Annotated in this window: 25 protein-coding genes; 17 read left to right on the top strand and 8 right to left on the bottom strand. The window is 64.9% G+C overall.

The genetic code is table 11. The annotated features are described in order from the left end of the window. Positions 1–69 precede the first annotated feature (69 nt). The 10 genes from MF6396_RS12000 (at position 70) to MF6396_RS11955 (ending at position 12027) form a co-directional block, all read left to right on the top strand. The gene (locus tag MF6396_RS12000; protein WP_043860171.1) at positions 70–351 is read left to right on the top strand and encodes a peptidylprolyl isomerase; all 282 of its coding nucleotides are present in this window, start codon (positions 70–72) and stop codon (positions 349–351) included. A 69-nt stretch (positions 352–420) separates the two neighbouring features. Next, complete coding sequence (locus MF6396_RS11995; protein WP_238596437.1) at positions 421–2262, top strand: extracellular solute-binding protein; 1842 nt, start codon at positions 421–423, stop codon at positions 2260–2262. Continuing rightward, positions 2259–3317, top strand: coding sequence for a microcin C ABC transporter permease YejB (locus tag MF6396_RS11990; RefSeq protein ID WP_078480419.1), 1059 nt, complete (start codon positions 2259–2261; stop codon positions 3315–3317). The genes MF6396_RS11995 and MF6396_RS11990 overlap by 4 nt, the downstream gene beginning before the upstream one ends. After that, on the top strand, positions 3317–4339 hold the full coding sequence (locus tag MF6396_RS11985; RefSeq protein WP_078480417.1) for an ABC transporter permease: 1023 nt from the start codon (positions 3317–3319) through the stop codon (positions 4337–4339). Before MF6396_RS11990 ends, MF6396_RS11985 begins: the two co-directional genes overlap by 1 nt. Positions 4340–4367: 28 nt before the next feature. Continuing rightward, complete coding sequence (locus MF6396_RS11980; protein WP_058540164.1) at positions 4368–5762, top strand: sigma-54 interaction domain-containing protein; 1395 nt, start codon at positions 4368–4370, stop codon at positions 5760–5762. 576 nt (positions 5763–6338) lie between these two features. Continuing rightward, positions 6339–7730 (top strand): GntP family permease, encoded by a 1392-nt coding sequence (locus MF6396_RS11975; protein WP_058540163.1) that lies wholly within the window; start codon positions 6339–6341, stop codon positions 7728–7730. Positions 7731–7740: 10 nt separating this feature from the next. Beyond that, on the top strand, positions 7741–8511 hold the full coding sequence (hbdH, locus tag MF6396_RS11970; RefSeq protein ID WP_043861492.1) for a 3-hydroxybutyrate dehydrogenase: 771 nt from the start codon (positions 7741–7743) through the stop codon (positions 8509–8511). A 68-nt stretch (positions 8512–8579) separates the two neighbouring features. After that, complete coding sequence (gene eco / locus MF6396_RS11965) at positions 8580–9059, top strand: serine protease inhibitor ecotin (RefSeq protein ID WP_078480411.1); 480 nt, start codon at positions 8580–8582, stop codon at positions 9057–9059. 91 nt (positions 9060–9150) lie between these two features. After that, the gene (locus MF6396_RS11960; protein WP_038611202.1) at positions 9151–9426 is read left to right on the top strand and encodes a peptidylprolyl isomerase; all 276 of its coding nucleotides are present in this window, start codon (positions 9151–9153) and stop codon (positions 9424–9426) included. 150 nt (positions 9427–9576) lie between these two features. Then, positions 9577–12027, top strand: a complete 2451-nt coding sequence (locus MF6396_RS11955; RefSeq protein WP_078480410.1) for an autotransporter family protein — start codon at positions 9577–9579, stop codon at positions 12025–12027. A gap of 3 nt (positions 12028–12030) precedes the next feature. Here the strand turns inward: MF6396_RS11955 and MF6396_RS11950 are convergent, their stop codons facing one another. Further along, a complete protein-coding gene (locus tag MF6396_RS11950; RefSeq protein WP_043861489.1) occupies positions 12031–12657 on the bottom strand; it encodes a LysE family translocator in 627 nt (208 codons plus the stop codon). A 101-nt stretch (positions 12658–12758) separates the two neighbouring features. Between MF6396_RS11950 and MF6396_RS11945 the strand changes: the two genes are divergently transcribed. Next, on the top strand, positions 12759–13091 hold the full coding sequence (locus MF6396_RS11945) for a hypothetical protein (RefSeq protein WP_078480409.1): 333 nt from the start codon (positions 12759–12761) through the stop codon (positions 13089–13091). Here MF6396_RS11945 and MF6396_RS11940 read toward each other — a convergent pair. Beyond that, positions 13084–13773, bottom strand: a complete 690-nt coding sequence (locus MF6396_RS11940; RefSeq protein ID WP_078480405.1) for a metallophosphoesterase — start codon at positions 13771–13773, stop codon at positions 13084–13086. The genes MF6396_RS11945 and MF6396_RS11940 overlap by 8 nt on opposite strands. Positions 13774–13857: 84 nt before the next feature. Between MF6396_RS11940 and MF6396_RS11935 the strand changes: the two genes are divergently transcribed. From MF6396_RS11935 to MF6396_RS11920, 4 genes are all read left to right on the top strand, one after another. Then, entirely contained in the window at positions 13858–14085 is a 228-nt protein-coding gene (locus tag MF6396_RS11935; protein ID WP_043861486.1) for a hypothetical protein, read from the top strand. A 63-nt stretch (positions 14086–14148) separates the two neighbouring features. Continuing rightward, complete coding sequence (locus MF6396_RS11930; RefSeq protein ID WP_043861485.1) at positions 14149–14373, top strand: hypothetical protein; 225 nt, start codon at positions 14149–14151, stop codon at positions 14371–14373. Positions 14374–14492: 119 nt separating this feature from the next. Beyond that, positions 14493–14705 carry a hypothetical protein gene (locus tag MF6396_RS11925; protein WP_043861484.1) on the top strand — a complete coding sequence of 71 codons (213 nt, stop codon included), beginning with the start codon at positions 14493–14495 and terminating at the stop codon, positions 14703–14705. Positions 14706–14908: 203 nt separating this feature from the next. Next, positions 14909–15160 carry a hypothetical protein gene (locus tag MF6396_RS11920; protein WP_043861483.1) on the top strand — a complete coding sequence of 84 codons (252 nt, stop codon included), beginning with the start codon at positions 14909–14911 and terminating at the stop codon, positions 15158–15160. 53 nt (positions 15161–15213) lie between these two features. Here the strand turns inward: MF6396_RS11920 and MF6396_RS11915 are convergent, their stop codons facing one another. From MF6396_RS11915 to MF6396_RS11900, 4 genes are all read right to left on the bottom strand, one after another. After that, a complete protein-coding gene (locus MF6396_RS11915) occupies positions 15214–15396 on the bottom strand; it encodes a DUF6021 family protein (protein ID WP_078480403.1) in 183 nt (60 codons plus the stop codon). Positions 15397–15480: 84 nt separating this feature from the next. Continuing rightward, positions 15481–15660, bottom strand: coding sequence for a hypothetical protein (locus MF6396_RS11910; protein WP_078480402.1), 180 nt, complete (start codon positions 15658–15660; stop codon positions 15481–15483). A 104-nt stretch (positions 15661–15764) separates the two neighbouring features. Continuing rightward, positions 15765–15944 (bottom strand): hypothetical protein, encoded by a 180-nt coding sequence (locus MF6396_RS11905; RefSeq protein WP_078480401.1) that lies wholly within the window; start codon positions 15942–15944, stop codon positions 15765–15767. Between the two features lie 121 nt (positions 15945–16065). Continuing rightward, positions 16066–17109: an ABC transporter substrate-binding protein gene (locus MF6396_RS11900; protein ID WP_054914548.1), complete on the bottom strand. Its 1044-nt coding sequence runs from the start codon at positions 17107–17109 to the stop codon at positions 16066–16068. 192 nt (positions 17110–17301) lie between these two features. Between MF6396_RS11900 and MF6396_RS11895 the strand changes: the two genes are divergently transcribed. Both MF6396_RS11895 and MF6396_RS11890 read left to right on the top strand, forming a co-directional pair. Further along, positions 17302–19254: an oxidoreductase gene (locus MF6396_RS11895; protein ID WP_078480400.1), complete on the top strand. Its 1953-nt coding sequence runs from the start codon at positions 17302–17304 to the stop codon at positions 19252–19254. 45 nt (positions 19255–19299) lie between these two features. Beyond that, complete coding sequence (locus MF6396_RS11890) at positions 19300–19902, top strand: helix-turn-helix domain-containing protein (protein WP_043861479.1); 603 nt, start codon at positions 19300–19302, stop codon at positions 19900–19902. Between the two features lie 262 nt (positions 19903–20164). Here the strand turns inward: MF6396_RS11890 and MF6396_RS11885 are convergent, their stop codons facing one another. Beyond that, positions 20165–20359, bottom strand: coding sequence for a hypothetical protein (locus MF6396_RS11885; protein ID WP_054914550.1), 195 nt, complete (start codon positions 20357–20359; stop codon positions 20165–20167). A gap of 82 nt (positions 20360–20441) precedes the next feature. Further along, entirely contained in the window at positions 20442–20957 is a 516-nt protein-coding gene (locus MF6396_RS11880; RefSeq protein ID WP_043861503.1) for a DUF4142 domain-containing protein, read from the bottom strand. Between the last annotated feature and the right edge of the window lie 171 nt (positions 20958–21128).

The raw sequence follows: 21128 nt of genomic DNA, 5'->3' as shown, positions 1-21128 counted from the left end.
GCACACCGGGGGAGGAAATCGCGCGCCGATTGCGCTAGGCTGCACCTTTACTCACCAGGAGCATTCTCCATGGCAAAAGCCACCGCCCGTCACATCCTTGTCGCCAGCGAAGACAAGTGCAACGAACTCAAGGCACAGATCGAAGCCGGCGCCGACTTCGCCGAAATCGCCAAGGCCAACTCCACCTGCCCCTCCAGCCGCCAGGGCGGTGACCTGGGCTCGTTCGGCCCCGGCCAGATGGTCAAGGAGTTCGACACCGTGGTGTTCAGCGCACCGGTGAACACTGTTCAAGGCCCGGTGAAGACCCAGTTCGGCTACCACCTGCTGGAAGTGACCAGCCGCCAGGACTGATCGGCCTTGGCCGCATCTGCCGGCCGTGTCGAGGGTCGGCCCGCTCCTGTGAGAGCGGGCTTGACCCGCATTGTGCTGTTCGTCCTTGCCCCGCTGCTGTTTCTGCTGCCTCCCTGGCAAACCCTGATCGCCGCCCCCAGCCACGCCCTCACCGTCTATGGTGAAGCCCCCCGCTACCGCGCCTCGTTCAGCCATTTCGACTACGTCAACCCGCAAGCCCCGAAAGGTGGAAGCCTGCGTCGCTCGGCGCTGGAAATCGGCGGTTTCGACCATGTGCTGCCCTACATCGACAAGGGCACCGGGGTCAGCGAGGTGGACGGCTGGCTGTATGCACCGCTGGCCATTCGGTCACTGGACGAGCCCTATACCGTGTACGGCCTGATCGCGCAAAAGCTCGAGCGCAGCGCCGATGGGCTGTGGCTGCGCTTCTACATCGACCCGCGTGCGCGTTTTGCCGATGGCCGCCCAGTGCGTGCCGAGGATGTGCGCTTCACCTACCAACTGCTGCTGCGTGAAGGCAACCTCAAGTACCGCACGCAGTTTGCCGACGTGGCTGCTGTGGTGGTCGAGACGCCCCTGCAGGTACGCTTCGACTTCAAGAACAATCAGAACCGTACCCTGGCCCTGGACCTGGCGTCGCTGCCGGTATTGCCCGAGCACGCGCTCGACCAGGATGCATTCACCAACGGCGGCGGCTTCCAGGCGCTGGTGGGTAGCGGCCCGTACCGCATCGCACGGGTCGACAACGGGCGCAGCATCACCTTCGAGCGCAACCGCGACTGGTGGGCACGGGACCTGCCGGTCAATCGTGGGCGCTACAACTTCGACCAGCTGAAGATCGAGTATTTCGGCGACACCGACGTGGCGCGCCAGGTGCTGCGCGGTGGCGGTTACGATTACAACCGCGAGTTCTCCGCCACCGGGTATTCGATCGGCTACAACGGCCCGGCCCTGGACGACGGGCGCCTGCAACGTGCGCACCTGGCCCGAGGGGCGCCGCAGAACGCCCAGGGCTATGTGTTCAACCTGCAGCGCCCGATGTTCCAGGACCGGCGCGTGCGCCAGGCGCTGGGCCTGCTGTGGGATTTCGAATGGAGCAACCGGCAGATGATGCGCAACCTGTACATCCGCCAGCAGAGCTTTTTCGCCAACAGTGCGCTGGCCGCCCGCGCCCTGCCCGACCGCGCAGAGCTCGCCCTGCTCGAACCCCTGCGTGCCCAGGTGCCGGCCGAGGTATTCGACCGGGTGTTCGAGGCGCCGCGCACCGACGGCTCGGGGCTGATCCGTGACAAGCAGCTGCAAGCCCTCGCTCTGCTGCAGCAGGCCGGCTGGCGCCCGCAGGGCGATCAGCTGGTCAATGCCCGGGGCGAGCCGCTGAGCTTTACCTTCCTCAATGGCCAGTCGGGCCTGGAGCGCCTGCTGCTGCCGTGGAAACGCAACCTGGCGCAGATCGGCATCACCCTGGACATACGCCGCATCGACGCGGCCCAGTACGTCAACCGGCTGATGGCCCGTGACTACGACATGATCGTCACCGGCTACCCGGTGTCGCCCTCGCCGGGGCTGGAGCTTTACAGCTACTTCGGCTCGGCGGCGGCTACCGACCCTGGCTCGAACAACTACATGGCCCTGCAGGACCCGGCGGTGGACAGCCTGATCGACGGCCTGGTCAAGGCCGCCAGCCCGGCCGACATGCTGCGCCATGCCCATGCGCTGGACCGGGTGCTGCAATGGAACTACTACTGGATCCCCAATTACTACCCACCCGGCGCCTCCACGGTGTGGTGGAACCGCTTCGGCATCCCCAAGGTGCAAGCCAGCAATGACCCGGCGCTGGACACCTGGTGGGAGGTCAGCCCCACCCCGCTGACCACGGCGCAGATGGCCGAGCGCCTGGAGGCTGCGCCATGACCGCGTACATCCTGCGCCGGCTGCTGCTGATACTGCCCACCCTGCTGATCATTGTGCTGGTGAACTTCGTGATCATCCAGGCGGCACCGGGCGGCCCGGTAGAACAGGCCGTGGCGCGCCTGCAGGGTATCGGCGGCGGTGCACCGGGGGCCAGCAGCGACACGCTGCACAGCGACTCGCGGGCCAGCCGCGGGCTGGACCCCAAACTGCTGGAGACCATCAGACGCCAGTACGGCTTCGACAAGCCGGCCCACGAGCGGCTGTGGCTGATGCTCACTCGTTACGCCCAGCTGGATTTCGGCAGCAGCTTCTTTCGCGGTGCCAAGGTCACCGACCTGATCCTGGACAAGTTGCCGGTCACCCTCTCACTGGGCCTATGGGCCACCCTGATCACCTACCTGGTGTCGATCCCGCTGGGCATCCGCAAGGCCATCCGCCACGGCAGCGCTTTCGATGCCTGGAGCAGTGCGCTGATCGTGATCGGCTATGCGCTGCCAGCGTTTCTGTTCGCACTGTTGCTGATCGTGCTGTTTGCCGGTGGGACCTCGCTCAACTGGTTTCCGGTGCGCGGGCTGGTGTCGGAAAACTTTGCCGAGCTGAGCCTGGCCGGCAAGCTGGCCGACTATTTCTGGCACCTGGTGCTGCCGGTGGGCTCGCTGGTGATCGGCGGTTTCGCCACCCTCACCCTGCTGACCAAGAACGCCTTCCTCAACGAGATCACCCGCCAGTACGTGGTCACCGCGCGGGCCAAGGGCCTGAGCGAGCGTCGGGTGCTGTACGGGCATGTGTTTCGCAACGCGATGCTGCTGGTGGTGGCGGGCATTCCCCAGGCGCTGATCACGGTGTTCTTCGCAGGCTCGCTGCTGATCGAAGTGATCTTCTCGCTCGACGGCCTGGGCCGCATGAGCTACGAGGCGGCGGTGTCGCGGGATTACCCGGTGGTGTTCGGTTCGCTGTTCATCTTCACCCTGTTCGGCCTGTTGATCCGCCTGCTGGGCGACCTGTGCTACACCCTGGTCGACCCGCGTATCGACTTTGCCACGAGGCAGCACTGATGCGGCGCCTGTCGCCGTTGTCCAGGCGCCGGCTGGCGAACTTTCGGCGCAATCGCCGCGGCTGGTTCTCGCTGTGGGCGTTCGGGCTGCTGTTGCTGCTCAGCCTGGGGGCGGAGCTGGTGGCCAACGACAAGCCGCTGCTGCTGGGCTACCAGGGCAGCCTGTACTTCCCCGCCTTCAAGCGCTGCACCGAACAGCAGTTCGGCGGCCAGTTGCCGTTCCAGCCCGACTACCGCAGCCAGTACGTGCGCCAGCTGATCGAGGGCCAGGGTGGCTGGATGCTGTTTGCCCCGATCCCCTTCAGCGCCGACACCCCCAACTACGACCTGCAGGTACCCACCCCCAGCCCACCCACCGCCACCAACTGGCTGGGCACCGACGACCAGGCGCGCGACGTGCTGGCGCGGGTGCTGTACGGCACCCGTGTGTCGATACTGTTCGCCCTGCTGCTGACCGCCATCAGCACCGTGATCGGCGTGGCCGCCGGCGCCCTGCAGGGCTACCACGGCGGCTGGGTGGACCTGATCGGCCAGCGCCTGCTGGAAGTGTGGTCGGGGCTGCCGGTGCTGTACCTGCTGATCATTCTCAGTGGTTTTGTGGAACCCGGCTTCTGGTGGCTGCTGGGAATCATGGCGCTGTTTTCATGGCTGGCACTGGTGGACGTGGTGCGCGCGGAGTTCCTGCGCGGGCGCAACCTGGAATACGTGCAGGCCGCCAGGGCGCTGGGCCTGCCCGACCGGCTGGTGATCGTGCGGCACATTCTGCCCAATGCGATGAACGCAACGCTCACCTACCTTCCGTTCATTCTCACCGGGGCCATCTCGACCCTCACTGCACTGGATTTTCTCGGTTTCGGCATGCCCGCCGGCAGCGCCTCCCTGGGCGAGCTGGTGAACCAGGGCAAACAGAACCTGCAGGCACCATGGCTGGGGTTTACCGCATTCTTCACCCTGGCGTTGATCCTTTCGCTGCTGGTGTTCATCGGCGACGCATTGCGCGAGGCGTTCGATCCACGGGCATAATCGCAGCCTCATTACGGCGGAGCGGCCCATGCAAGACAGTGACAGCCTCAAGGACTACCAGCGCGTGCGCCAACTGGCGATCCGCTCGCTGTTCGAGATCATCGAGCAATCCAGCGAGGGCACGATCATCGTCGATCGCGATGCACGAATCGTGTGGATGAACCAGCGCTACGCACGGCGCTTTGGCCTGGAGGACGCCAGTGCTGCGATTGGTCAGCCGTGTGAAAGCGTGATCCCCGGCAGCCAGATGCGCGACGTGATCACCCAGGGCCGGCCGATTCTGCTGGACATGCTCGACACGCCCAAGGAGCCGCTGGTGGTGATGCGCCTGCCGATCCACGATGCCGAGGGCGCGGTGATGGGCGCCATCGGCTTTGCCCTGTTCGATGAGTTGCACAGCCTTTCGCCGCTGCTCAAGCGCTATGCCAGCATGCAGCAGGAACTGGCCTCGACCCGCTCGCTGCTGCGTGCGCGCCAGGCCAAGTACAGCTTTGCGCAGTTCATCGGTACCAGCGCCGCAAGCCTTGAGGTCAAACGCCGCGCGCGGCGTGGGGCCAGCAGCGATTCGCCGGTGCTGCTACTGGGTGAGACCGGCACGGGCAAGGAGTTGCTCGCCCATGCCATCCACGCCGCCTCGCCCCGCGCCCACAAGCCGTTTGTCAGCATCAACAGCGCCGCTATCCCGCACGATCTGCTGGAGGCCGAATTCTTCGGCACCGCGCCGGGTGCGTTCACCGGCGCCGACCGCAAGGGCCGGCCGGGCAAGCTGCAGGTGGCCGAAGGCGGCACGCTGTTTCTCGATGAGATCGGCGACATGCCGCTGGCGCTGCAAAGCAAACTGCTGCGCGTGCTGCAGGAAAAGGAATACGAGCCGGTGGGTTCCAACCAGATGCTGCAGAGCGATGTGCGGGTGATTGCTGCCACTTCGCGCGACCTTTCGGCAGCGATGGCCCGCGGGGAGTTTCGCGCCGACCTGTATTACCGCCTGAACGTGCTGCCGATCGAGGTGCCGCCATTGCGTGCCCGGCTCGATGACCTGCCGGCGTTGAGCGAGGCGATTCTGGAGGAGCTGGGCAGCCGCCATGAGCTGCAGGCACCGGCCCAGGCGCTGCTGGCCCGACATGCCTGGCCGGGCAACATTCGCGAGCTGCGCAACGTGTTGGAGCGGGCCACGCTGATGGCCGACCAGCAGCAACTGACTGCGGCCCAGGTGCAATCGGCATTGGGCCCGTTGACGCCCCTTACAGTCGACACCGACCCCATAACCGACTACAGGCAGGCGTGCGAAGCATTCGAGCGCCAGTTGCTGGAAAACGCCCTTGCCCGCTGCGCCGGAAATGTGCCGCAGGCCGCGCGTGAGCTGGGGTTGGGGCGTTCGACGCTGTACAAGAAGCTGGCGGCTCTGGGGATAAAGTCTCAATAGAGAGACTGGCATCTCAACCTGGAGACGGCCTTGCTGATGAATCGGCACAACGCGGTCATAGACCTGTTTGCGCGGTGTGTCAGGCAGTCCGCATATGCAGGTTTTGCTGGCGCTGCGCACCAGATCGCGGGGCAAGGCCCGCTCCTACGGCCTAGCGACCAGAGACGTAGGAGCAGGCCTTGCCGGCGAACGAGCGCGAAGCGGTCGTAAAACCAGAGTGCACGGTGTGTCAGGCGAGCCCCATGTGCAGGTTTGGCTGGCGCTGCGCACCAGATCGCGGGCAAGGCCCGCTCCTACGGCCTGGCGGCCAGAGGCGTAGGAGCCGGCCTTGCCGGCGAACGAGCGCGAAGCGGTCGTAAAACCAGAGTGCACGGGGTGTCAGGCAGACCCGTGTGCAGATCCTCCTGCGCTGCAAGCGCACGCACGGCACAGCCAGTCTCAAACCAGAGACAATCATTCGATAAATTCCACTGGAATTAATATTTATTCATAGAAATCAATAGTTTATTAACATGGCACGGTCTTCGCTAAGGGCTGCATCCCAACAAAAACAAGATGCACCCAAGGAGACACTCAATGAGTGTGATCATTGCCCTGGCAGCCCTGGCGCTGCTGATGCTGGCGGCCTACCGTGGCTACAGCGTGATTCTTTTTGCCCCCATCGCCGCCCTCGGCGCGGTGCTGCTTACCGACCCTTCCGCCGTCGCGCCCGCCTTCACCGGGGTGTTCATGGAAAAGATGGTCGGGTTCATCAAGCTCTATTTCCCGGTATTCCTGCTCGGCGCCGTGTTCGGCAAGCTGATCGAACTCTCGGGTTTCTCGCGCTCGATCGTGGCTGCCGCCATTCGCCTGCTGGGCACACGCCAGGCCATGCTGGTGATCGTACTGGTGTGCGCGCTGCTCACCTATGGCGGCGTGTCGCTGTTCGTGGTGGTGTTCGCGGTGTACCCGTTCGCCGCCGAGATGTTTCGCCAGAGCGACATCCCCAAACGTCTGATACCAGCCACCATTGCCCTGGGTGCGTTCTCGTTCACCATGGACGCCCTGCCGGGCACCCCGCAGATCCAGAACATCATCCCCAGCACCTTCTTCAACACCACCGCCTGGGCCGCGCCTTGGCTTGGCGTGATCGGTACGCTGTTCGTGTTCTGCACCGGCATGCTGTACCTGCAGCGCCAGCGCAACAAGGCGCAGCGCGCCGGTGAAGGCTACGGCAGCGACTTGCGCAACGAACCCGAAACCGCCGCCGACCTGACCCTGCCGCACCCGCTGCTGGCGTTGTCGCCACTGCTGCTGGTGGGGGTGATGAACCTGCTGTTCACCCACTGGATCCCGGCGTGGTACGGCAAGACCCACAGCCTGAGCTTGCCCGGCATGAGCGCCCCGGTACAGACCGAGATCGCCAAGCTGACGGCCATCTGGGCGGTCGAGGCCGCCCTGCTGCTGGGCATCCTGCTGGTGCTGGTCAGCGCCTTCGGCGCCATCCGCACACGCCTGGCAGAGGGCAGCAAGAGCGCGGTCAACGGTGCCCTGCTGGCGGCGATGAACACGGCGTCGGAATACGGTTTCGGCGCGGTGATCGCGTCGCTGCCAGGCTTTCTGGTATTGGCCGATGCGCTGCGCAACATTCCCAACCCGCTGGTCAACGAAGCCATCACCGTGACCCTGCTGGCCGGCATCACCGGCTCGGCATCCGGCGGCATGAGCATTGCGCTGGCGGCCATGGCCGACAGTTTCATCAGTGCGGCGCACGCGGCGAACATTCCGCTGGAGGTGCTGCACCGAGTGGCCGCGATGGCCAGCGGCGGCATGGACACCCTGCCGCACAACGGCGCGGTGATCACCCTGCTGGCGGTGACCGGCCTGACCCACCGCGAAGCCTACAAGGACATCTTCGGCATCACCCTGATCAAGACCCTGGCAGTCTTCGTGGTGATCGCTACCTTCTACGCTACAGGCATTGTCTAAGGAGACTTCCATGAGCCTTGCAGGAAAAGTCGCACTGGTTACCGGTTCCACCAGTGGCATCGGCCTGGGTATCGCCCAGGCATTGGCCGGCGCTGGCGCCGATGTGATTCTCAACGGCTTCGGCGACGCCAGTGCAGCGCTTGCCGAGGTGGGCCGGCATGGCACCCGGGTGGGGCACCACGCGGCAGACCTTGGCAGCGTGGAGCAACTGAACGACCTGTTTGCCTATGCCGAACGCGAGTTCGGCGGGGTCGATATCCTGGTCAACAATGCTGGCATCCAGCATGTCGCCCCGGTGGAGGCGTTCCCGGTGGAACGCTGGGACGCGATCATCGCGCTCAACCTTTCGGCGGTGTTTCACAGCACCCGCCTGGCACTGCCCGGCATGCGCCAGCGCAACTGGGGGCGGGTGATCAACATCGCCTCGGTGCACGGGCAGGTCGGCTCGGTAGGCAAGGCCGCCTATGTGGCGGCCAAGCACGGGGTGGTCGGGCTGACCAAGGTGGTGGGCCTGGAGACCGCCACCAGCAACGTGACCTGCAACGCCATCTGCCCCGGCTGGGTGCTCACCCCGCTGGTACAGAAGCAGATCGACGATCGCATCGCCAGCGGGGTCGACCCGCAGCAGGCCCAGCAGGACCTGCTGGCCGAAAAGCAGCCCTCGCACGCCTTCGTCACACCGCAACACCTGGGCGAGCTGGTATTGTTTCTGTGTAGCGAAGCCGGCAGCCAGGTACGCGGCGCCGCCTGGAACATCGATGGCGGCTGGCTGGCCCAGTAGCCATCGGCCTGGGGCGCAGGTACCGCTGGCCGGCTACGACTGTCATTTTCAAACCGCAAGGAGCTTTTATGCGACCGCTTTCCCTGACCGCCCTGTTCATGCTGCCCCTGGCTTTCAGCGCCCCTGTTCTCGCAGCCAGCCTCAAGGATGTGGCCCCTTACCCCGAAGCCGAAAACGGCTTTGTGCGCCAGGTGATCCACCTGCCCGAGCAGAAAGACGAGTCGGCATTCAAGGTCGAGGTACTGGCCGGCAAGACCCTCAAGGTGGACTGCAACCTGCAGCGCCTGGGTGGCAACCTCGAAGAAAAGACCCTCGAAGGCTGGGGCTATAGTTACTACCGGCTGGACAAGGTGATGGGCCCTGTCTCTACCCTGATGGGCTGCCCCGACAACAAGAAGATCGACGCCTTCGTGCCGGTGGTCGGCGATGGTTTCCTGCTGCGCTACAACAGCAAGTTGCCGGTGGTGGTCTACACCCCCAAGGACGTGGAAGTGCGCTATCGCATCTGGTCGGCTTCCAGCGACGTGAAACGCGCCACGGTGGAGTAACCCGCCAAGGCGTGGGTTCGGGGCACGGCGCGCCAAGCCGCCCTGCCCCGAATCAGGCATAATCGCCGGTTTTACCCGTAACAGAGGCAACATGAAAGCACAGGCCCGTCACATCCTGGTCAAGACCGCCGAAGAAGCCGAACAGCTCAAGCAGCGCATCGCCAAGGGCGAAGCCTTCGATGTGCTGGCGAAAAAGTACTCCACCTGCCCGTCGGGCAAACGCGGCGGCGACCTGGGCGAAGTACGCCCGGGACAGATGGTGGGCGCCATCGACCAGGTGATTTTCAAGAAGCCGTTGCGGGTGGTACACGGCCCGATCAAGAGCAAATTCGGTTACCACCTGGTGCAGGTGTTCTACCGCGATTGAGCCCTCTGCCCTGATCGACAGGCGTGCCATCGGTCAGGCGTTTTTGCGCCAATGTGCACATTTCCGATGACCACCTATCATTTCTGCCAGTTGCGACCGCCGTCGCAGCCCTGTATCGCTTGGGCCGATCGCTAGCCCAAGGAGGACGAAATGAGCCCGCCCAGCCGCGTTGCCCTGGCGTGCCTGCCGTTGCTGAGCCCGTGGGCCCTGACAAGTCAGGCGGACTGCACCTTCGCCCCTACCGGCGGCAACGATCGTTATGTCTGCGACAGCGGCATTGGCACCTCCCTTGTCGACCCAGCCGGTGACAACACGCTGATACTGCCGGCCGGGGGCAGCGGCACCCTCGCCGGCAGCGTGACCTTCGGCCCCGGCGCCGACCGCGTCGAAATGGCGTCGGGTATCATCACCGGCGTGCTCGATCAGGGCGCGGGCATCGACACCTTCATCATGACAGGCGGGCAGTTGCAGGCCCTGCAGCAGGGCAACGGCCGCGACCTGTTCCAGATGAGCGGCGGACGCATCATCGGCGCCTTCGAAGATGGCGATGTGGCCTACATGAGCGGCGGGCGCATCGGGCGCGTCGACATGAAGCTGGACCGCAACCTGTTCGACATGTCCGGCGGCATCATCGACGCAAACCTGGTCACAGGCTTTGACCGCGACACGGTCATCGTCAGTGGCGGACGCATCGGCGGCAACATCAGCGTCAGCGGCGGCGACGACAGCGTGACCATCAGCGGTGGCGAGGTGGTGGGCAATGTACTGCTCAGCTTCGGCGACGACAGCTTCACCTGGCGCGACGACGGCATCGTGCGCGGTGCGGTGCTGATGGGCGACGGCAGCGACCAGGCGCTGCTGGCCAACCTCGACGAAAGCCGCCTGGGGCTGGTGCGCCAGGTGGACGGCGGCCTGGGCAGCGACAGCCTGGTACTGGACCATACCCGCAGCAGCCTGGGCGCGCGCTATACCGGTGGGGAGCGCATGGCCCTGACCAACGCCTCGGTCTTCAACCTGGATGACCACCTGGTTCTTGGAGACCAGGGCACGGGTACCGGCACCTTGCTGATCGATGCCACCAGCCAGCTGGTGGCGCACACCGGCCAGGTGACGGCGTTTGCCGGCGGCACACCGGTGAGCGTGAACAACGCCGGGCTCATCGACCTCAGCAGCGGCGCCAATGCGCTGGGCCGCCTGACCCTCGACGGCAACTACGCAGGCAGCAACGGCGTGCTCAAGGTCGACAGCGTGCTCGAAGGCGACGGCGCCGCCTCCGACCGGCTGGTGGTCAACCAGGGCTCGCTGGCCGGCAGCACTGCCCTTCAGGTGAACAACCTGGGCGGCAGCGGCGCGCTGACAGCGGCCGATGGCATCCAGGTGGTCGAGGCCGGCCCTGGCACCACCAGCACCAGCACGGCGTTCAGCCTTGGCCAGCCCTTGTCGGCCGGGGCCTACCAGTACTACTTGTTCAAGGGCGGGGTCAGCGCCGGCAGCGAGAACAGCTGGTACCTGCGCTCGAGCGTGGTCGCGCCCCCGGTATCGGCGCCGCCCCTGCCCGGCCAGCCACCGCCACCGGTGGTGCCGGCGCCCGTGGCCGCCCCGGGTACCCCGCCACTGCCCACCCCGGTCGCCGGGCAGGCCATCGTGCTGTACCGCGCCGAAGTGCCGGTGTACGCGGTGGCCAGCCGCGCCGCGGCCATCATCAGCCTGTCGACCCTGGGCACCTTCCACCAGCGCCAGGGCGAGCAACGCCTGCTCGACGAACAAGGCCCGGTGGGCGCCGGGTGGGCCCGCACCTTTGGCGAGCACCTGCGCCAGCAGTGGTCCGGCACGGTGTCGCCAAGCCTGGACGGCAACCTGAGCGGTTTCGAGGTGGGCCATGACCTGTATGCGACGCACACCGACGGCGGTTATCGCCAGCACGCCGGGGTGTATGTCAGCCATAGCCGGCTCGATGGCGATGTCAAAGGCTTCGCGCTGGGTTTCGAAGACAATGCGGTGGGCGATGTCCGCCTCGATGGCGACAGTGTCGGCGCCTACTGGACGCTGATCGGTCCCGGGCAGTGGTACGTGGACACAGTGCTGCAGTACACCGATCTGGACGGCCGCGCCCGTTCCGATCGCGGCGTGAAGCTCGATCTGGATGGGCATGCCCTGGCGGCCTCGGTGGAGGCCGGCTATCCGCTGGCATTGAGCGCGCGCTGGGTGGTCGAGCCCCAGGTGCAGGTGATCGCCCGCAAGGTCGACTTCGATACGCGCAGCGATGGCATTTCAACGGTCACCCAGGACAGCCAGACCAACTGGACCGGTCGCGTTGGCGCACGAATCAAGGGCAGCTACCTGGCCGGCAGCGTGCCGCTGGAGCCCTACCTGCGCAGCAATGTATGGCGCAGCAGTGGCGGGCGCGACACCCTGCGGTTCGACGGGGGCGAGCCGATCAGGACTGATCAGGCCGCCACCTGGATGGACGTGGGCGCCGGCCTGGACGCCCGGCTGAGCCCCGCCGTGGCGGTGTACGGCGCAATGACCTACAGCGCCCACCTTGATAGCCGCCAGCAGGAATCGATTGGCGGCACCCTGGGGCTGCGCATCAGCTGGTAGGGCTCAGGCCCGGCGTGCGGCGAGCAGGCCGAACCCCGCCAGGCCCAGCAACGATGCGCTGACCCGGTTGAACAGCCGACGCGGTGCAGGCTGGTTGAACCAGCGCTGCATGTACGCCCCCAGCCAGCCGTAGATGGCGATGGCCAGCCACTCCAGTACCAGGAACATCGCCCCCAGCACGGCGAACTGCTCGGCCACCGGCGTGGCGCTTGTCACACTGACGAACTGGGGCAGGAACGCGGTGAAGATCAGGATGGCCTTGGGGTTGCCGGCTGCCACCAGGAACTCCTGACGCGCCAGGCGCAGGGTACCCACGCCGCGTGCACCGACCTGCGCGGCCTCGCCGACCGGTGCGCGCCACAACTGCCAGGCGATGTAGAACAGGTAGCCGGCGCCCAGCACCTTGACCAGCAGGAACAGGTATTCACTGGTATGCAGCACCACCGCCAGGCCCATGGCGGCCAGTACGATCATGCCGGCAAACGCCAGCAGGCGGCCGGCGCCAGCCAGGCAGGCCGTGCGCAGGCCGTAGCGGCTGGCGTTGTTCAGCGACAGCAGGTTGTTGGGGCCAGGGGCCATGTTCAGGGCGAAACAGGCCGGGATGAATAACGCGAGGGTGGTCAGGTCCATGAGGGGCTCCGGTGGCTGGGGCAACGAGTTTCAAATGCCCTGCCGGCCAGCGTCAAGTCATGTATGATCGCGCGCTTCTCGAAATCTGCCAGGAGGCGACCATGCGCCAGAACAGCGTGGGCAGCGGCCATATGATGGTCTTGCTGATGGCTGGCTTCCTGTTGATTGTGGGTGCACTGGCGATGGCCCTGCTGAACCTGCAAGACCTGCAGGCGGGCAGCGTGACCAGTATGGTCAGCAACCGTATCCGGCCAGTCCACCACGTGACCCATACGCTGCGTGACAACCCCGACGCGTTTCATGCCGCGATCCTGTTCAAGATGGTGTTCAGTGGCCTGATGCTGCTGGTTGGCATCGCGTTGGCATGGGTATCGATACGCCAGCTCAGGCGAACCCCCACCAAGCCCAACGGTGACCCGTGGTGGTTCATCTAGGCGTCTGCAGTAACTCAAGGCTGGCAAGATCAAGCAGGCTGAAGTGTCCGCTTGCCCAGCCGCCGGTATCGAGGTGCCAGACATTGCCCAGCACCTTCACCTCGCGCAGCGTGGTGTGCCCGACGATCAGCGCACGCAAGCCCTGAACCTCGCCAGTGTCGCCCTGCTGCAAGCGTCGCCGCGACCATTCGCACACCTCCTGAACATCGGCTGAAGGTTCGCCTGCCAGGTGCTCGCACAGTGTCTGCCAATGCGCGAACGGGCAGTCGGCGTGCAGCAGGCCGACCAGGCCTTCAGGGGTTTGCAGCTCCAGCGCCAGGGGCATCTGTTCGAAGGCGGCCACAAAGCGGGCCTGGGCCTGCGCATCCAGGTCGAGAAACCAGCCGCCACCACTGGCGCGGTACATCGCCTGGTCCAGCCAGTGGCCCCGCACGTGGGCAATGGCCAACGCTTCATGATTGCCTTGCACCGCGTGAAACCAGGGTTGATCGAGCCATGCCAGCGCCTGTTCGCTGTCGGGCCCACGGTCGACCAGGTCGCCCACGCTGAAAAGCCGATCGATGGCCGGATCGAACCCGACGGCATCCAGTGCCTGCTGCAGGCGCTGGAAGTGCCCATGGACATCGCCCACCGCGATATCGCGGCCACGACGGTTGGCCCGTACCTGCACCCTGGCGCTCATGCTGTGCCTCCCCTCTTCTGTTGCCGATGGTGTCGCCTGCTAGAATGCACCCATTTGAACGCAATCAGCCCATCCGAGGTATCCATGGGTATCAAGAAGTCCTCCGCAGAACTCAAACGTGACCTGAAGCTGGTCGCCACCGACCTTGAGCGTACCGCCGGTGAAATCAGCAAGCTGGCCGAGCGCATCAAGGACGTCGACGTGGTGGCGGTGCTGCACCTGATGAACCGCCTGTACCGGGACTCGGACAAGCTCAAGGCCTATGCCGACGAGGTCAAGGACGGGCGCATCGTGCGCGGCAAACCCGATTGAGGCTGGGGGGGGCTAACTGCCGGCGCACTGCTACACTTAATTCGCCGAAGGGAGGAATGCGCCATGTCCGACAAAGAGATCACCACCCTGCTGACCCTGATCAACCACCGTCAGGACCGCCTGGCCGTGGCCTGCAAGGAGATCGCCGACTGGATCGACCGCCAGGGCGATGTACCGGTGGCGGGCAAGATCCGCGACACTCTCAAGGCCGTCGAAGCCGACGAGGTGCTGGTGAAGAAGACCCTGACCTCCCTCACCCTGGACCGACCGCTGCCGCGCTTTCGCTAGCCGCTGACAGGCAGGCGCAGTGCCCGTTCCGATGGAATTGTTGTCGCAATATCAATATGATAGCGGCCTGTCGCACGCCGTTCGTGCGACAGTGGACAATGACTCGGGAAGGATTACTCGTGAAAGATTTTGTTATCAGCGTCAACAACGTGGTGCTGTACGTGGCACTGGCCGTCATCTGGATTTCCGGCCTGTTCATGTTCAGCCAGAGCTTCCTGGCTGGCCTGGGCACATTGATTGTCGGTACGCTGACCTGGTGCATCGTTTCCGGCTTCTGGTTCGTCCAGTCGGCCACCTACGAAGAACTGCGCAAGCTCAACAACAAGCCCTGACGCCCCGGCGTAGCGCTTGACCCACTGCCCCGCGGCGTTGCCCGGGGCAGTTCTGTTTCAGGGCCCTGCTGCCCGCCCCCGCCCCGCAACCTGCTGTAACGCACCCGGTCGCCCCCTCGCGACATCCGGTGGAATCCCTGCCGCCCTGGCCTGTCGGAAGCTGTGCAACGCCCTTCATACCCATGAACACTGCGAGGCAGGCAATGACCAATCAAACACTGCAAAACGAAGTACTCACCCGGCTGTACCACGCCCACCCGAACGGGTTGGGCAAGGAAGTGCTGGACAACTTCGAAGGCGAAAAGGCGGTGGCCGAGACGCTCAAGCAACTGCAGGACAAGGGGTTGATCCAGGACGGTGCGGTCACCGTTGGGGCCGACGATGAACCGTCAGTGCGTTACCCGATCAAGCTCAGTGCGGCGGGTGTGACCGCGGCCAAGGCAGCCGGCGGCTGATTGCACGGCTGATTGCAAAAAGGCCCGGCATTGCGCCGGGCCCTTGTTTGCGGCTACTCGCCAAGAAGCGGTGGCTTGCGTGGTTCTGGCCCGCCCTTGGGCGCCTTGGCCGGGCCTACCGGATCCACCTGCGGGTCATCCAGGTCTGGCGAATCGGGATCAAAGTCCAGCGTGTCCCGTTCAGAGGCGTGCTCGGATGAATGCGGTCCTTCTGGTTTGTGCTGATTACCGGTCATCAGTACCTCCACGTCGTCGAATGGGGCCAGGCATCCGGGTGTCTGCCAGCGATCCCCCCAGCCCCCTGGCAGACGCCCCTGCGCTCAATCATTGGGCAGCGGCATGTCTTCGTCATCGGGCACGCCATCACCGCTGGCCGGGTCTTTCCAGTCCTCGGGACGATCTGGCGTGAACACCGGTGGGCGTGCCAGCGGATCGACGTCTTCGGGAGCCGTCATCGGTTGGGTGGGGTCTTGGGCTTGGGCAGTCACTTGGTCAGTCATGGAACACCTCGCCAGCAAAGGCCCGGAACATCCGGGCCCTCTCAGTTGGAGGTCAGGCCGGGGCCAGGGTGCAGCACACGCGACGAATGGTGAAGCCGGCAGGGCTATGGGTCTTCGGGCTGGTCATCGTCATCGTCGAGCAGACCCCAGGCATCATCGTCCTCGTCATCCTCATCCTCATCCATACCGCCCGCCTCTGGCTCGGGGGCAATGTATTGATCGTGAAATTCGTGGTCGAACAGGTGGTCGTGCTCGGGTTCGTGGATATCGTCGTCATCGTGCATGGAACGGGCTCGCCGGCGGTTCTGGTAAGCGCGTATTTAACCAGACTTTGAAGGGGCGCCGCGCGCCCCTTCACAGCTGAGCCCGCTCCTGCAGAACGGCGCAGGAGACGGGCTGCAACGGCTACTTGGTAGCCCAGGCGTTGAACCGCTCCTCCAGTTCATCGCCATGATCGACCCAGAACTCGACATTCATCGACAGCGCCCCTTGAAGGTTCTGCGGCGAGGTCGGCACCCAGCTGGCCAGCGACGGGTCCAGCTTTGCCGCGGCCTGGGTGTTGGTCGGGCCGTAGGGAATCTGCTGTACATAGCGCACCTGCGCTGCCGGGTCGTTGGTGTAGGCGATCAGCCGCTTGGCCTGGTCGACATGTTTGGAGCCCTTGATGATGGCCCAGTAGTCCATGCCGTACAGGCTGCCGGGCCATACCACCGCCAACGGCGCACCTGCCTGCGCGGCACTGGCGATGCGCCCGCTGTAGGTGGAGGTCATCACCACGTCACCCGCCGTCAGCCACTGCGCCGGCTGCGCGCCAGCCTCCCACCACTGGATGTTGGGCTTGAGCTCGCTCAGCTTGGCAAAGGCGCGGTCCACGCCCTCGGGGGTGGCCAGTACCTTGTAGACGTCCTCGACCTTGACGCCGTCGGCCAGCAGTGCGAACTCCAGGTTGTACACCGCACGCTTCCTCAGGCCGCGCTTGCCCGGGTATTTGTTCACGTCCCAGAAGTCGGCCCAGGAGGTGGGCGCCTGGGCCAGTTTGTCGCGGTCATAGGCGATCGCCACGCTCCACACCAGCGCCGCCGAGCCGCACGCCTGGGCAGCGTCCGGGATCAGCTCGTCGGCATGCCCCAGCTGCTTCCAGTCGAGGGGTTCGTACATGCCTTCGTCGCACCCGCGCATCAAGTCGGGCCCTTCGATCTGCACCACATCCCAGTCCACATTGCCAGTGTCGACCATGACCTTGATGCGGGCCATTTCACCGTTGTACTCGCTCTGTATCAGCTTGCTCTTGTCCTGGGCACTGAACGGCTGGAAGAACGCCACGTCCTGGGCCTTCTGCCCGGCACCGCCATAACCCACCACGACCATCTGCGGAGCTGCCTGGGCACTGCCCAGGCCCAGGGCAAGCAGCACTGCATACAGGCCTGGTTTACGCGGGAACGCTTTCATCGATGGATCCTCCTGCGGGTACCACTCGGCCTGGCGCCGGTGTGGTCCACTTTCTTGTTTTTGTGAGGTAAGCCCCTGCACTGGGGTGACTCGACGCTAATCAAACCCAAGTAAAAAAACAAGTTGATTTTTTACTGTCGGTACACTTTCATAGAAAAATAATAACAACGCCCCCGCTGGAGCCTGACCACCATGTCGACCGCCTTCGCGCACCTGTTCACCCCGTTGCAGATCCGTGGCAAGCGCCTCAAGAACCGCATCATGTCCAGCGGCCACGACACCTCGATGCCCACCGACAACCTGGTCAACGAACAGCTGATTGCCTATCACCAGGCCCGGGCCGAAGGTGGTGTGGGGCTGATCGTGCTGCAGGTGGCCGGCGTACACGACAGCGCCCGCTACACCTCCCACGTGCTGATGGCCACCGATGACGCCTGCATCGAGGGGTATCGCCGGCTGGCCGAGACCTGCCATGCCCACGGCACCGTGGTGCTGTCGCAGATCTTTCACCCGGGCCGCGAGATCATGGAGTCCAGCGACGGCTTGCTGGCGGTGGCCTACTCGGCCTCGGCGGTGCCCAACGAACGGTTCCGGGTGATGCCGCGCGAGCTTGACCAAGGCATGATCGACGAGATAGTGGCCGGCTATGCTGCGGCGGCGCGGCGCCTGCATCAGGCGGGCGTGGACGGCGTGGAGGTGGTGGCCAGCCACGGGTACCTGCCCGCCCAGTTCATCAACCCACGGGTCAACCGGCGTAGCGACGGCTACAACGGCGACCTTGAACATCGTTTGCGCTTTGTGCGCGAGGTCATCGCCGCGGTGCGTGCCAGCACCGACGAACACTTCATTATCGGCCTGCGCATCAGCGCCGATGAACGCGACGCCGAGGGCCTGAGCGAAGATGAATCGCTCGGCGCGGTGAAGGCCCTGCAAGGGCAACTGGACTATGTGCATATTGTGGCCGGCACCTCGGCGTCCCTGGGCGGCGCGGTGCATATCGTGCCGCCGATGGCCATCGAGGCCGCCTATCTGGCCCGCGAGGCGGGCACCTTCAAGGCCAGCCTGGACATTCCGCTGTTCGTTACCGGGCGCATCAACCAGCCCCAGGAGGCCGAGCTGATACTTGCCCGCGGCCAGGCCGACGTGTGTGGCATGACCCGCGCGCTGATCTGCGACCCGCAGATGCCGAACAAGACCGACAGCGGCCGGGCCGAAGACGTGCGTGCCTGCATCGCCTGCAACCAGGCCTGTATCGGGCACTTCCACAAGGGCCTGCCGATTTCGTGCATCCAGCATCCGGAGACCGGGCGCGAGCGGCAGTTCGGCCAACTGCAGCCTGCCACACTGCGCAAGAAGGTGATGGTGGTGGGCGGCGGCCCGGCCGGCATGAAGGCTGCCGCGGTAGCGGCGGCCCGTGGTCATCAGGTCACCCTGTATGAGGCGGCCGCCCAACTGGGTGGCCAGGTGCTGCTGGCGCAACTGCTGCCACGGCGCAGCGAATTCGGCGGTGCCAGCACCAACTTGCAACGCGAGATGCAGTTGGCCGGCGTGGAGGTGGTGCGCAATACCCGGGTCGACCGCGCGCTGGTCGAGCGCGAGCAGCCGGATGCCGTGATCGTTGCCACCGGTGCCGCGCCCTACTGGCCGGCTTTCGAGCGCGGCGGCGAGTTGCAGGTGGTCGACGCCTGGCAGGTGCTGCGCGAGCAGGTACAGGTCGGTCGCTCGGTGATGGTGATGGACTGGCGCTGCGACTGGATCGGGCCGGGCATCGCCGAACGCCTGACCCGCGCCGGGCATCAGGTGCAACTGGCGGTCAACGGTACCCACTGTGGCGAGAGCCTGCCGCTGTATGTGCGTGACCAGATGGCCGGCGAGCTGCACAAGCTGGGCATCCCGATCACGCCCTATGCGCGGCTGTATGGCTGCGACGACAGTAGCGTCTACCTGCAGCACACCGCCAGCGGCGAGGCGATGATCTTCGAGGGCATCGACACCCTGGTGCTGTGCCACGGCCATCACCCGGTCGACACCCTGGCCGGCGAGATCCAGGACCTGGCCGCAGTACACCGCATTGGCGATTGCCTGGCGGCGCGTACCGCCGAGGAAGCCATCTATGAGGGCCTTAAAGTCGCCGCGAGCCTGTGAGGCTGTTTATACTCCGGGCCTTTGCAGGGCTGATCGGATAACGCCATGAGCAACAACAGCAAGCTGCCGCCCACCGCCGAGGACGGCAGCGCCGCGCCGCACTTTCTGGGCACGCGCATTCGCGGGCTTCGCAAGCGTCGCGGCATGACCCTGACCGAGCTTGCGCAACAGAGCGAGCTGACCGCCGGCTATATCAGCCAGCTGGAACGTAACCTGTCGTACCCCTCGATACCGGCACTGTTCAATATCGCCCGCAGCCTGGGCGTGACCATCCAGTGGTTCTTCGCCAGCGAGGCGGTCACCGCCCCCGAGGACAGCGGCTACGTGGTGCGCCGGCAGAGCCGACTGAGCGTGCATTACGAAGACGGCATCGTCGACCAGTTGCTCACCCCGCAACCCAACCGCGAACTGGAGATGCTCCACTCGCGTTTTCCGCCAGGCACCTACAGCCAGCAGAGCTACAGCCATGAGGGCGAAGAAGCCGGGTACGTGCTGTCCGGCCGCTTCGAGCTGTGGGTGGGGGATCGCCATTTCGAACTCGGTGAAGGCGACAGCTTCAGCTTCTCCAGCCAGGAGCCGCACAAGTACGGCAACCCGGGTGAAGTGGATGCGGTGGTGATCTGGGTGATCACCCCGCCCACCTTCTGAGCCCTGCGCCCCAAGCCTCGGCTGACTGGGGCGCACGCTCGCTCAAGCTAGTTGTTGGGGGGTTGCCGAGGCGCCGGCTCCGCAGGGGGCGTGTCGGGCTTTTGCATCTGCAGGGAAGACTTGCTGCGATCGGTATCCTTGTCGACATGCTCGGGCTCGTTTGAAGCACCCTTGCAGCATCGACAGGCTGGCGACCAGCAACGCCAACGCGGTCAGTTTCATGACGCTAACCTCCAGGCACTGCCGGCATTGGCAACGCCGCTCAGTGGAAGATAAAGGCATTGGCTTCCTTCACCAGCTCGCGCCACTCGCGACTGCTGATGATGCCCGCCACCTCGAGTGCATCGGCGGCCATCAACGCCTTGTCGTAACGCTGCTCGGCGTCCAGTGACGCATGCTCGTGGACCAACGCCTGTCGCCAGTTCTGCAACGCCTGCCTTTTGTCCGTGTCGTTCATCGTCACCTCTCCTCTACGACTGGAACGGTGCGTACTGCATTGCCAATGGCCAGCGCCTGCGCACTGGCCAGCGGGCATTGACTCAGGGTTGGGCTGCATCACCGCCGTGTGCGCTCGCAAGTGCCCTGGCCTTGGTCAGATGCTCTTTCAGCGTGGGCAGGGTTTTCTCGGCGAACGCCTTGAGCTCGGCATCGGTGCCGTCCTTCACATAGTTCTCGAACAGCTCGATGGTGGCCTCGTGCGCCTTGACCTGGTTGTTGGCATAGGCCTGGTCGAACGACTTGGCGCTACGCAGCTCCAGAATCATCGCCTTGGCCTTGTCCATCAGCATGGCATCATCCGAGACTTCCAGCTTTTTGCTGGCAGCGATGGCCTTGAGCTTCTCGTTGGCGGCGGTGTGGTCCTTGACCATCATGTCGGCAAAGGCCTTCACGTCGCTGGCGCTGCCCTTCTCCTGGGCCAGCTTGCCGGCTTCCACTTCGGCGATGCCTTTGGCCGAGGCGTCTTCCACGAAATCGTCGGCGTCCTGGGCCGCGTGTACCGCGCCTGCCAGGGTAAACGCCAGCGCAAAAGCGCTGCTTCGCAACAGGGTATTCATCATGAAATCCTCGTTCTGTTTTTCGGGAACTGCGTTTGAGGTACCGCTGTTCATGTGAGCGCGTGGCGGCGTGGGTGGTTCATCTTTTTTGCCTGGCCTGTTTGCGGTCGTCGATACACGGGCAAAAAAATTGAATTAGCCCGACACCCGCCCGGTCCAGACCTATGAACG

The sequence above is a fragment of the Pseudomonas sp. MF6396 genome (assembly GCF_002018915.1).
Lineage (GTDB): Bacteria > Pseudomonadota > Gammaproteobacteria > Pseudomonadales > Pseudomonadaceae > Aquipseudomonas > Aquipseudomonas palmensis.
The sequence above is the reverse complement of the archived record's forward strand: the minus strand, read 5'-3'. Positions and strand labels throughout refer to the sequence as shown.

What these genes read in the sequence shown, in the direction of transcription:
- MF6396_RS12000 (WP_043860171.1), top strand. Translation starts at nt 70, where the DNA reads ATGGCAAAAGCCACCGCCCGTCACATCCTTGTCGCCAGCGAAGACAAG.
- MF6396_RS11990 (WP_078480419.1), top strand. Translation starts at nt 2,259, where the DNA reads ATGACCGCGTACATCCTGCGCCGGCTGCTGCTGATACTGCCCACCCTG.
- MF6396_RS11985 (WP_078480417.1), top strand. Translation starts at nt 3,317, where the DNA reads ATGCGGCGCCTGTCGCCGTTGTCCAGGCGCCGGCTGGCGAACTTTCGG.
- MF6396_RS11980 (WP_058540164.1), top strand. Translation starts at nt 4,368, where the DNA reads ATGCAAGACAGTGACAGCCTCAAGGACTACCAGCGCGTGCGCCAACTG.
- MF6396_RS11975 (WP_058540163.1), top strand. Translation starts at nt 6,339, where the DNA reads ATGAGTGTGATCATTGCCCTGGCAGCCCTGGCGCTGCTGATGCTGGCG.
- hbdH (WP_043861492.1), top strand. Translation starts at nt 7,741, where the DNA reads ATGAGCCTTGCAGGAAAAGTCGCACTGGTTACCGGTTCCACCAGTGGC.
- eco (WP_078480411.1), top strand. Translation starts at nt 8,580, where the DNA reads ATGCGACCGCTTTCCCTGACCGCCCTGTTCATGCTGCCCCTGGCTTTC.
- MF6396_RS11960 (WP_038611202.1), top strand. Translation starts at nt 9,151, where the DNA reads ATGAAAGCACAGGCCCGTCACATCCTGGTCAAGACCGCCGAAGAAGCC.
- MF6396_RS11955 (WP_078480410.1), top strand. Translation starts at nt 9,577, where the DNA reads ATGAGCCCGCCCAGCCGCGTTGCCCTGGCGTGCCTGCCGTTGCTGAGC.
- MF6396_RS11950 (WP_043861489.1), bottom strand. Translation starts at nt 12,657, where the DNA reads ATGGACCTGACCACCCTCGCGTTATTCATCCCGGCCTGTTTCGCCCTG.
- MF6396_RS11945 (WP_078480409.1), top strand. Translation starts at nt 12,759, where the DNA reads ATGCGCCAGAACAGCGTGGGCAGCGGCCATATGATGGTCTTGCTGATG.
- MF6396_RS11940 (WP_078480405.1), bottom strand. Translation starts at nt 13,773, where the DNA reads ATGAGCGCCAGGGTGCAGGTACGGGCCAACCGTCGTGGCCGCGATATC.
- MF6396_RS11935 (WP_043861486.1), top strand. Translation starts at nt 13,858, where the DNA reads ATGGGTATCAAGAAGTCCTCCGCAGAACTCAAACGTGACCTGAAGCTG.
- MF6396_RS11930 (WP_043861485.1), top strand. Translation starts at nt 14,149, where the DNA reads ATGTCCGACAAAGAGATCACCACCCTGCTGACCCTGATCAACCACCGT.
- MF6396_RS11920 (WP_043861483.1), top strand. Translation starts at nt 14,909, where the DNA reads ATGACCAATCAAACACTGCAAAACGAAGTACTCACCCGGCTGTACCAC.
- MF6396_RS11915 (WP_078480403.1), bottom strand. Translation starts at nt 15,396, where the DNA reads ATGACCGGTAATCAGCACAAACCAGAAGGACCGCATTCATCCGAGCAC.
- MF6396_RS11910 (WP_078480402.1), bottom strand. Translation starts at nt 15,660, where the DNA reads ATGACTGACCAAGTGACTGCCCAAGCCCAAGACCCCACCCAACCGATG.
- MF6396_RS11905 (WP_078480401.1), bottom strand. Translation starts at nt 15,944, where the DNA reads ATGCACGATGACGACGATATCCACGAACCCGAGCACGACCACCTGTTC.
- MF6396_RS11900 (WP_054914548.1), bottom strand. Translation starts at nt 17,109, where the DNA reads ATGAAAGCGTTCCCGCGTAAACCAGGCCTGTATGCAGTGCTGCTTGCC.
- MF6396_RS11895 (WP_078480400.1), top strand. Translation starts at nt 17,302, where the DNA reads ATGTCGACCGCCTTCGCGCACCTGTTCACCCCGTTGCAGATCCGTGGC.
- MF6396_RS11890 (WP_043861479.1), top strand. Translation starts at nt 19,300, where the DNA reads ATGAGCAACAACAGCAAGCTGCCGCCCACCGCCGAGGACGGCAGCGCC.
- MF6396_RS11885 (WP_054914550.1), bottom strand. Translation starts at nt 20,359, where the DNA reads ATGAACGACACGGACAAAAGGCAGGCGTTGCAGAACTGGCGACAGGCG.
- MF6396_RS11880 (WP_043861503.1), bottom strand. Translation starts at nt 20,957, where the DNA reads ATGAATACCCTGTTGCGAAGCAGCGCTTTTGCGCTGGCGTTTACCCTG.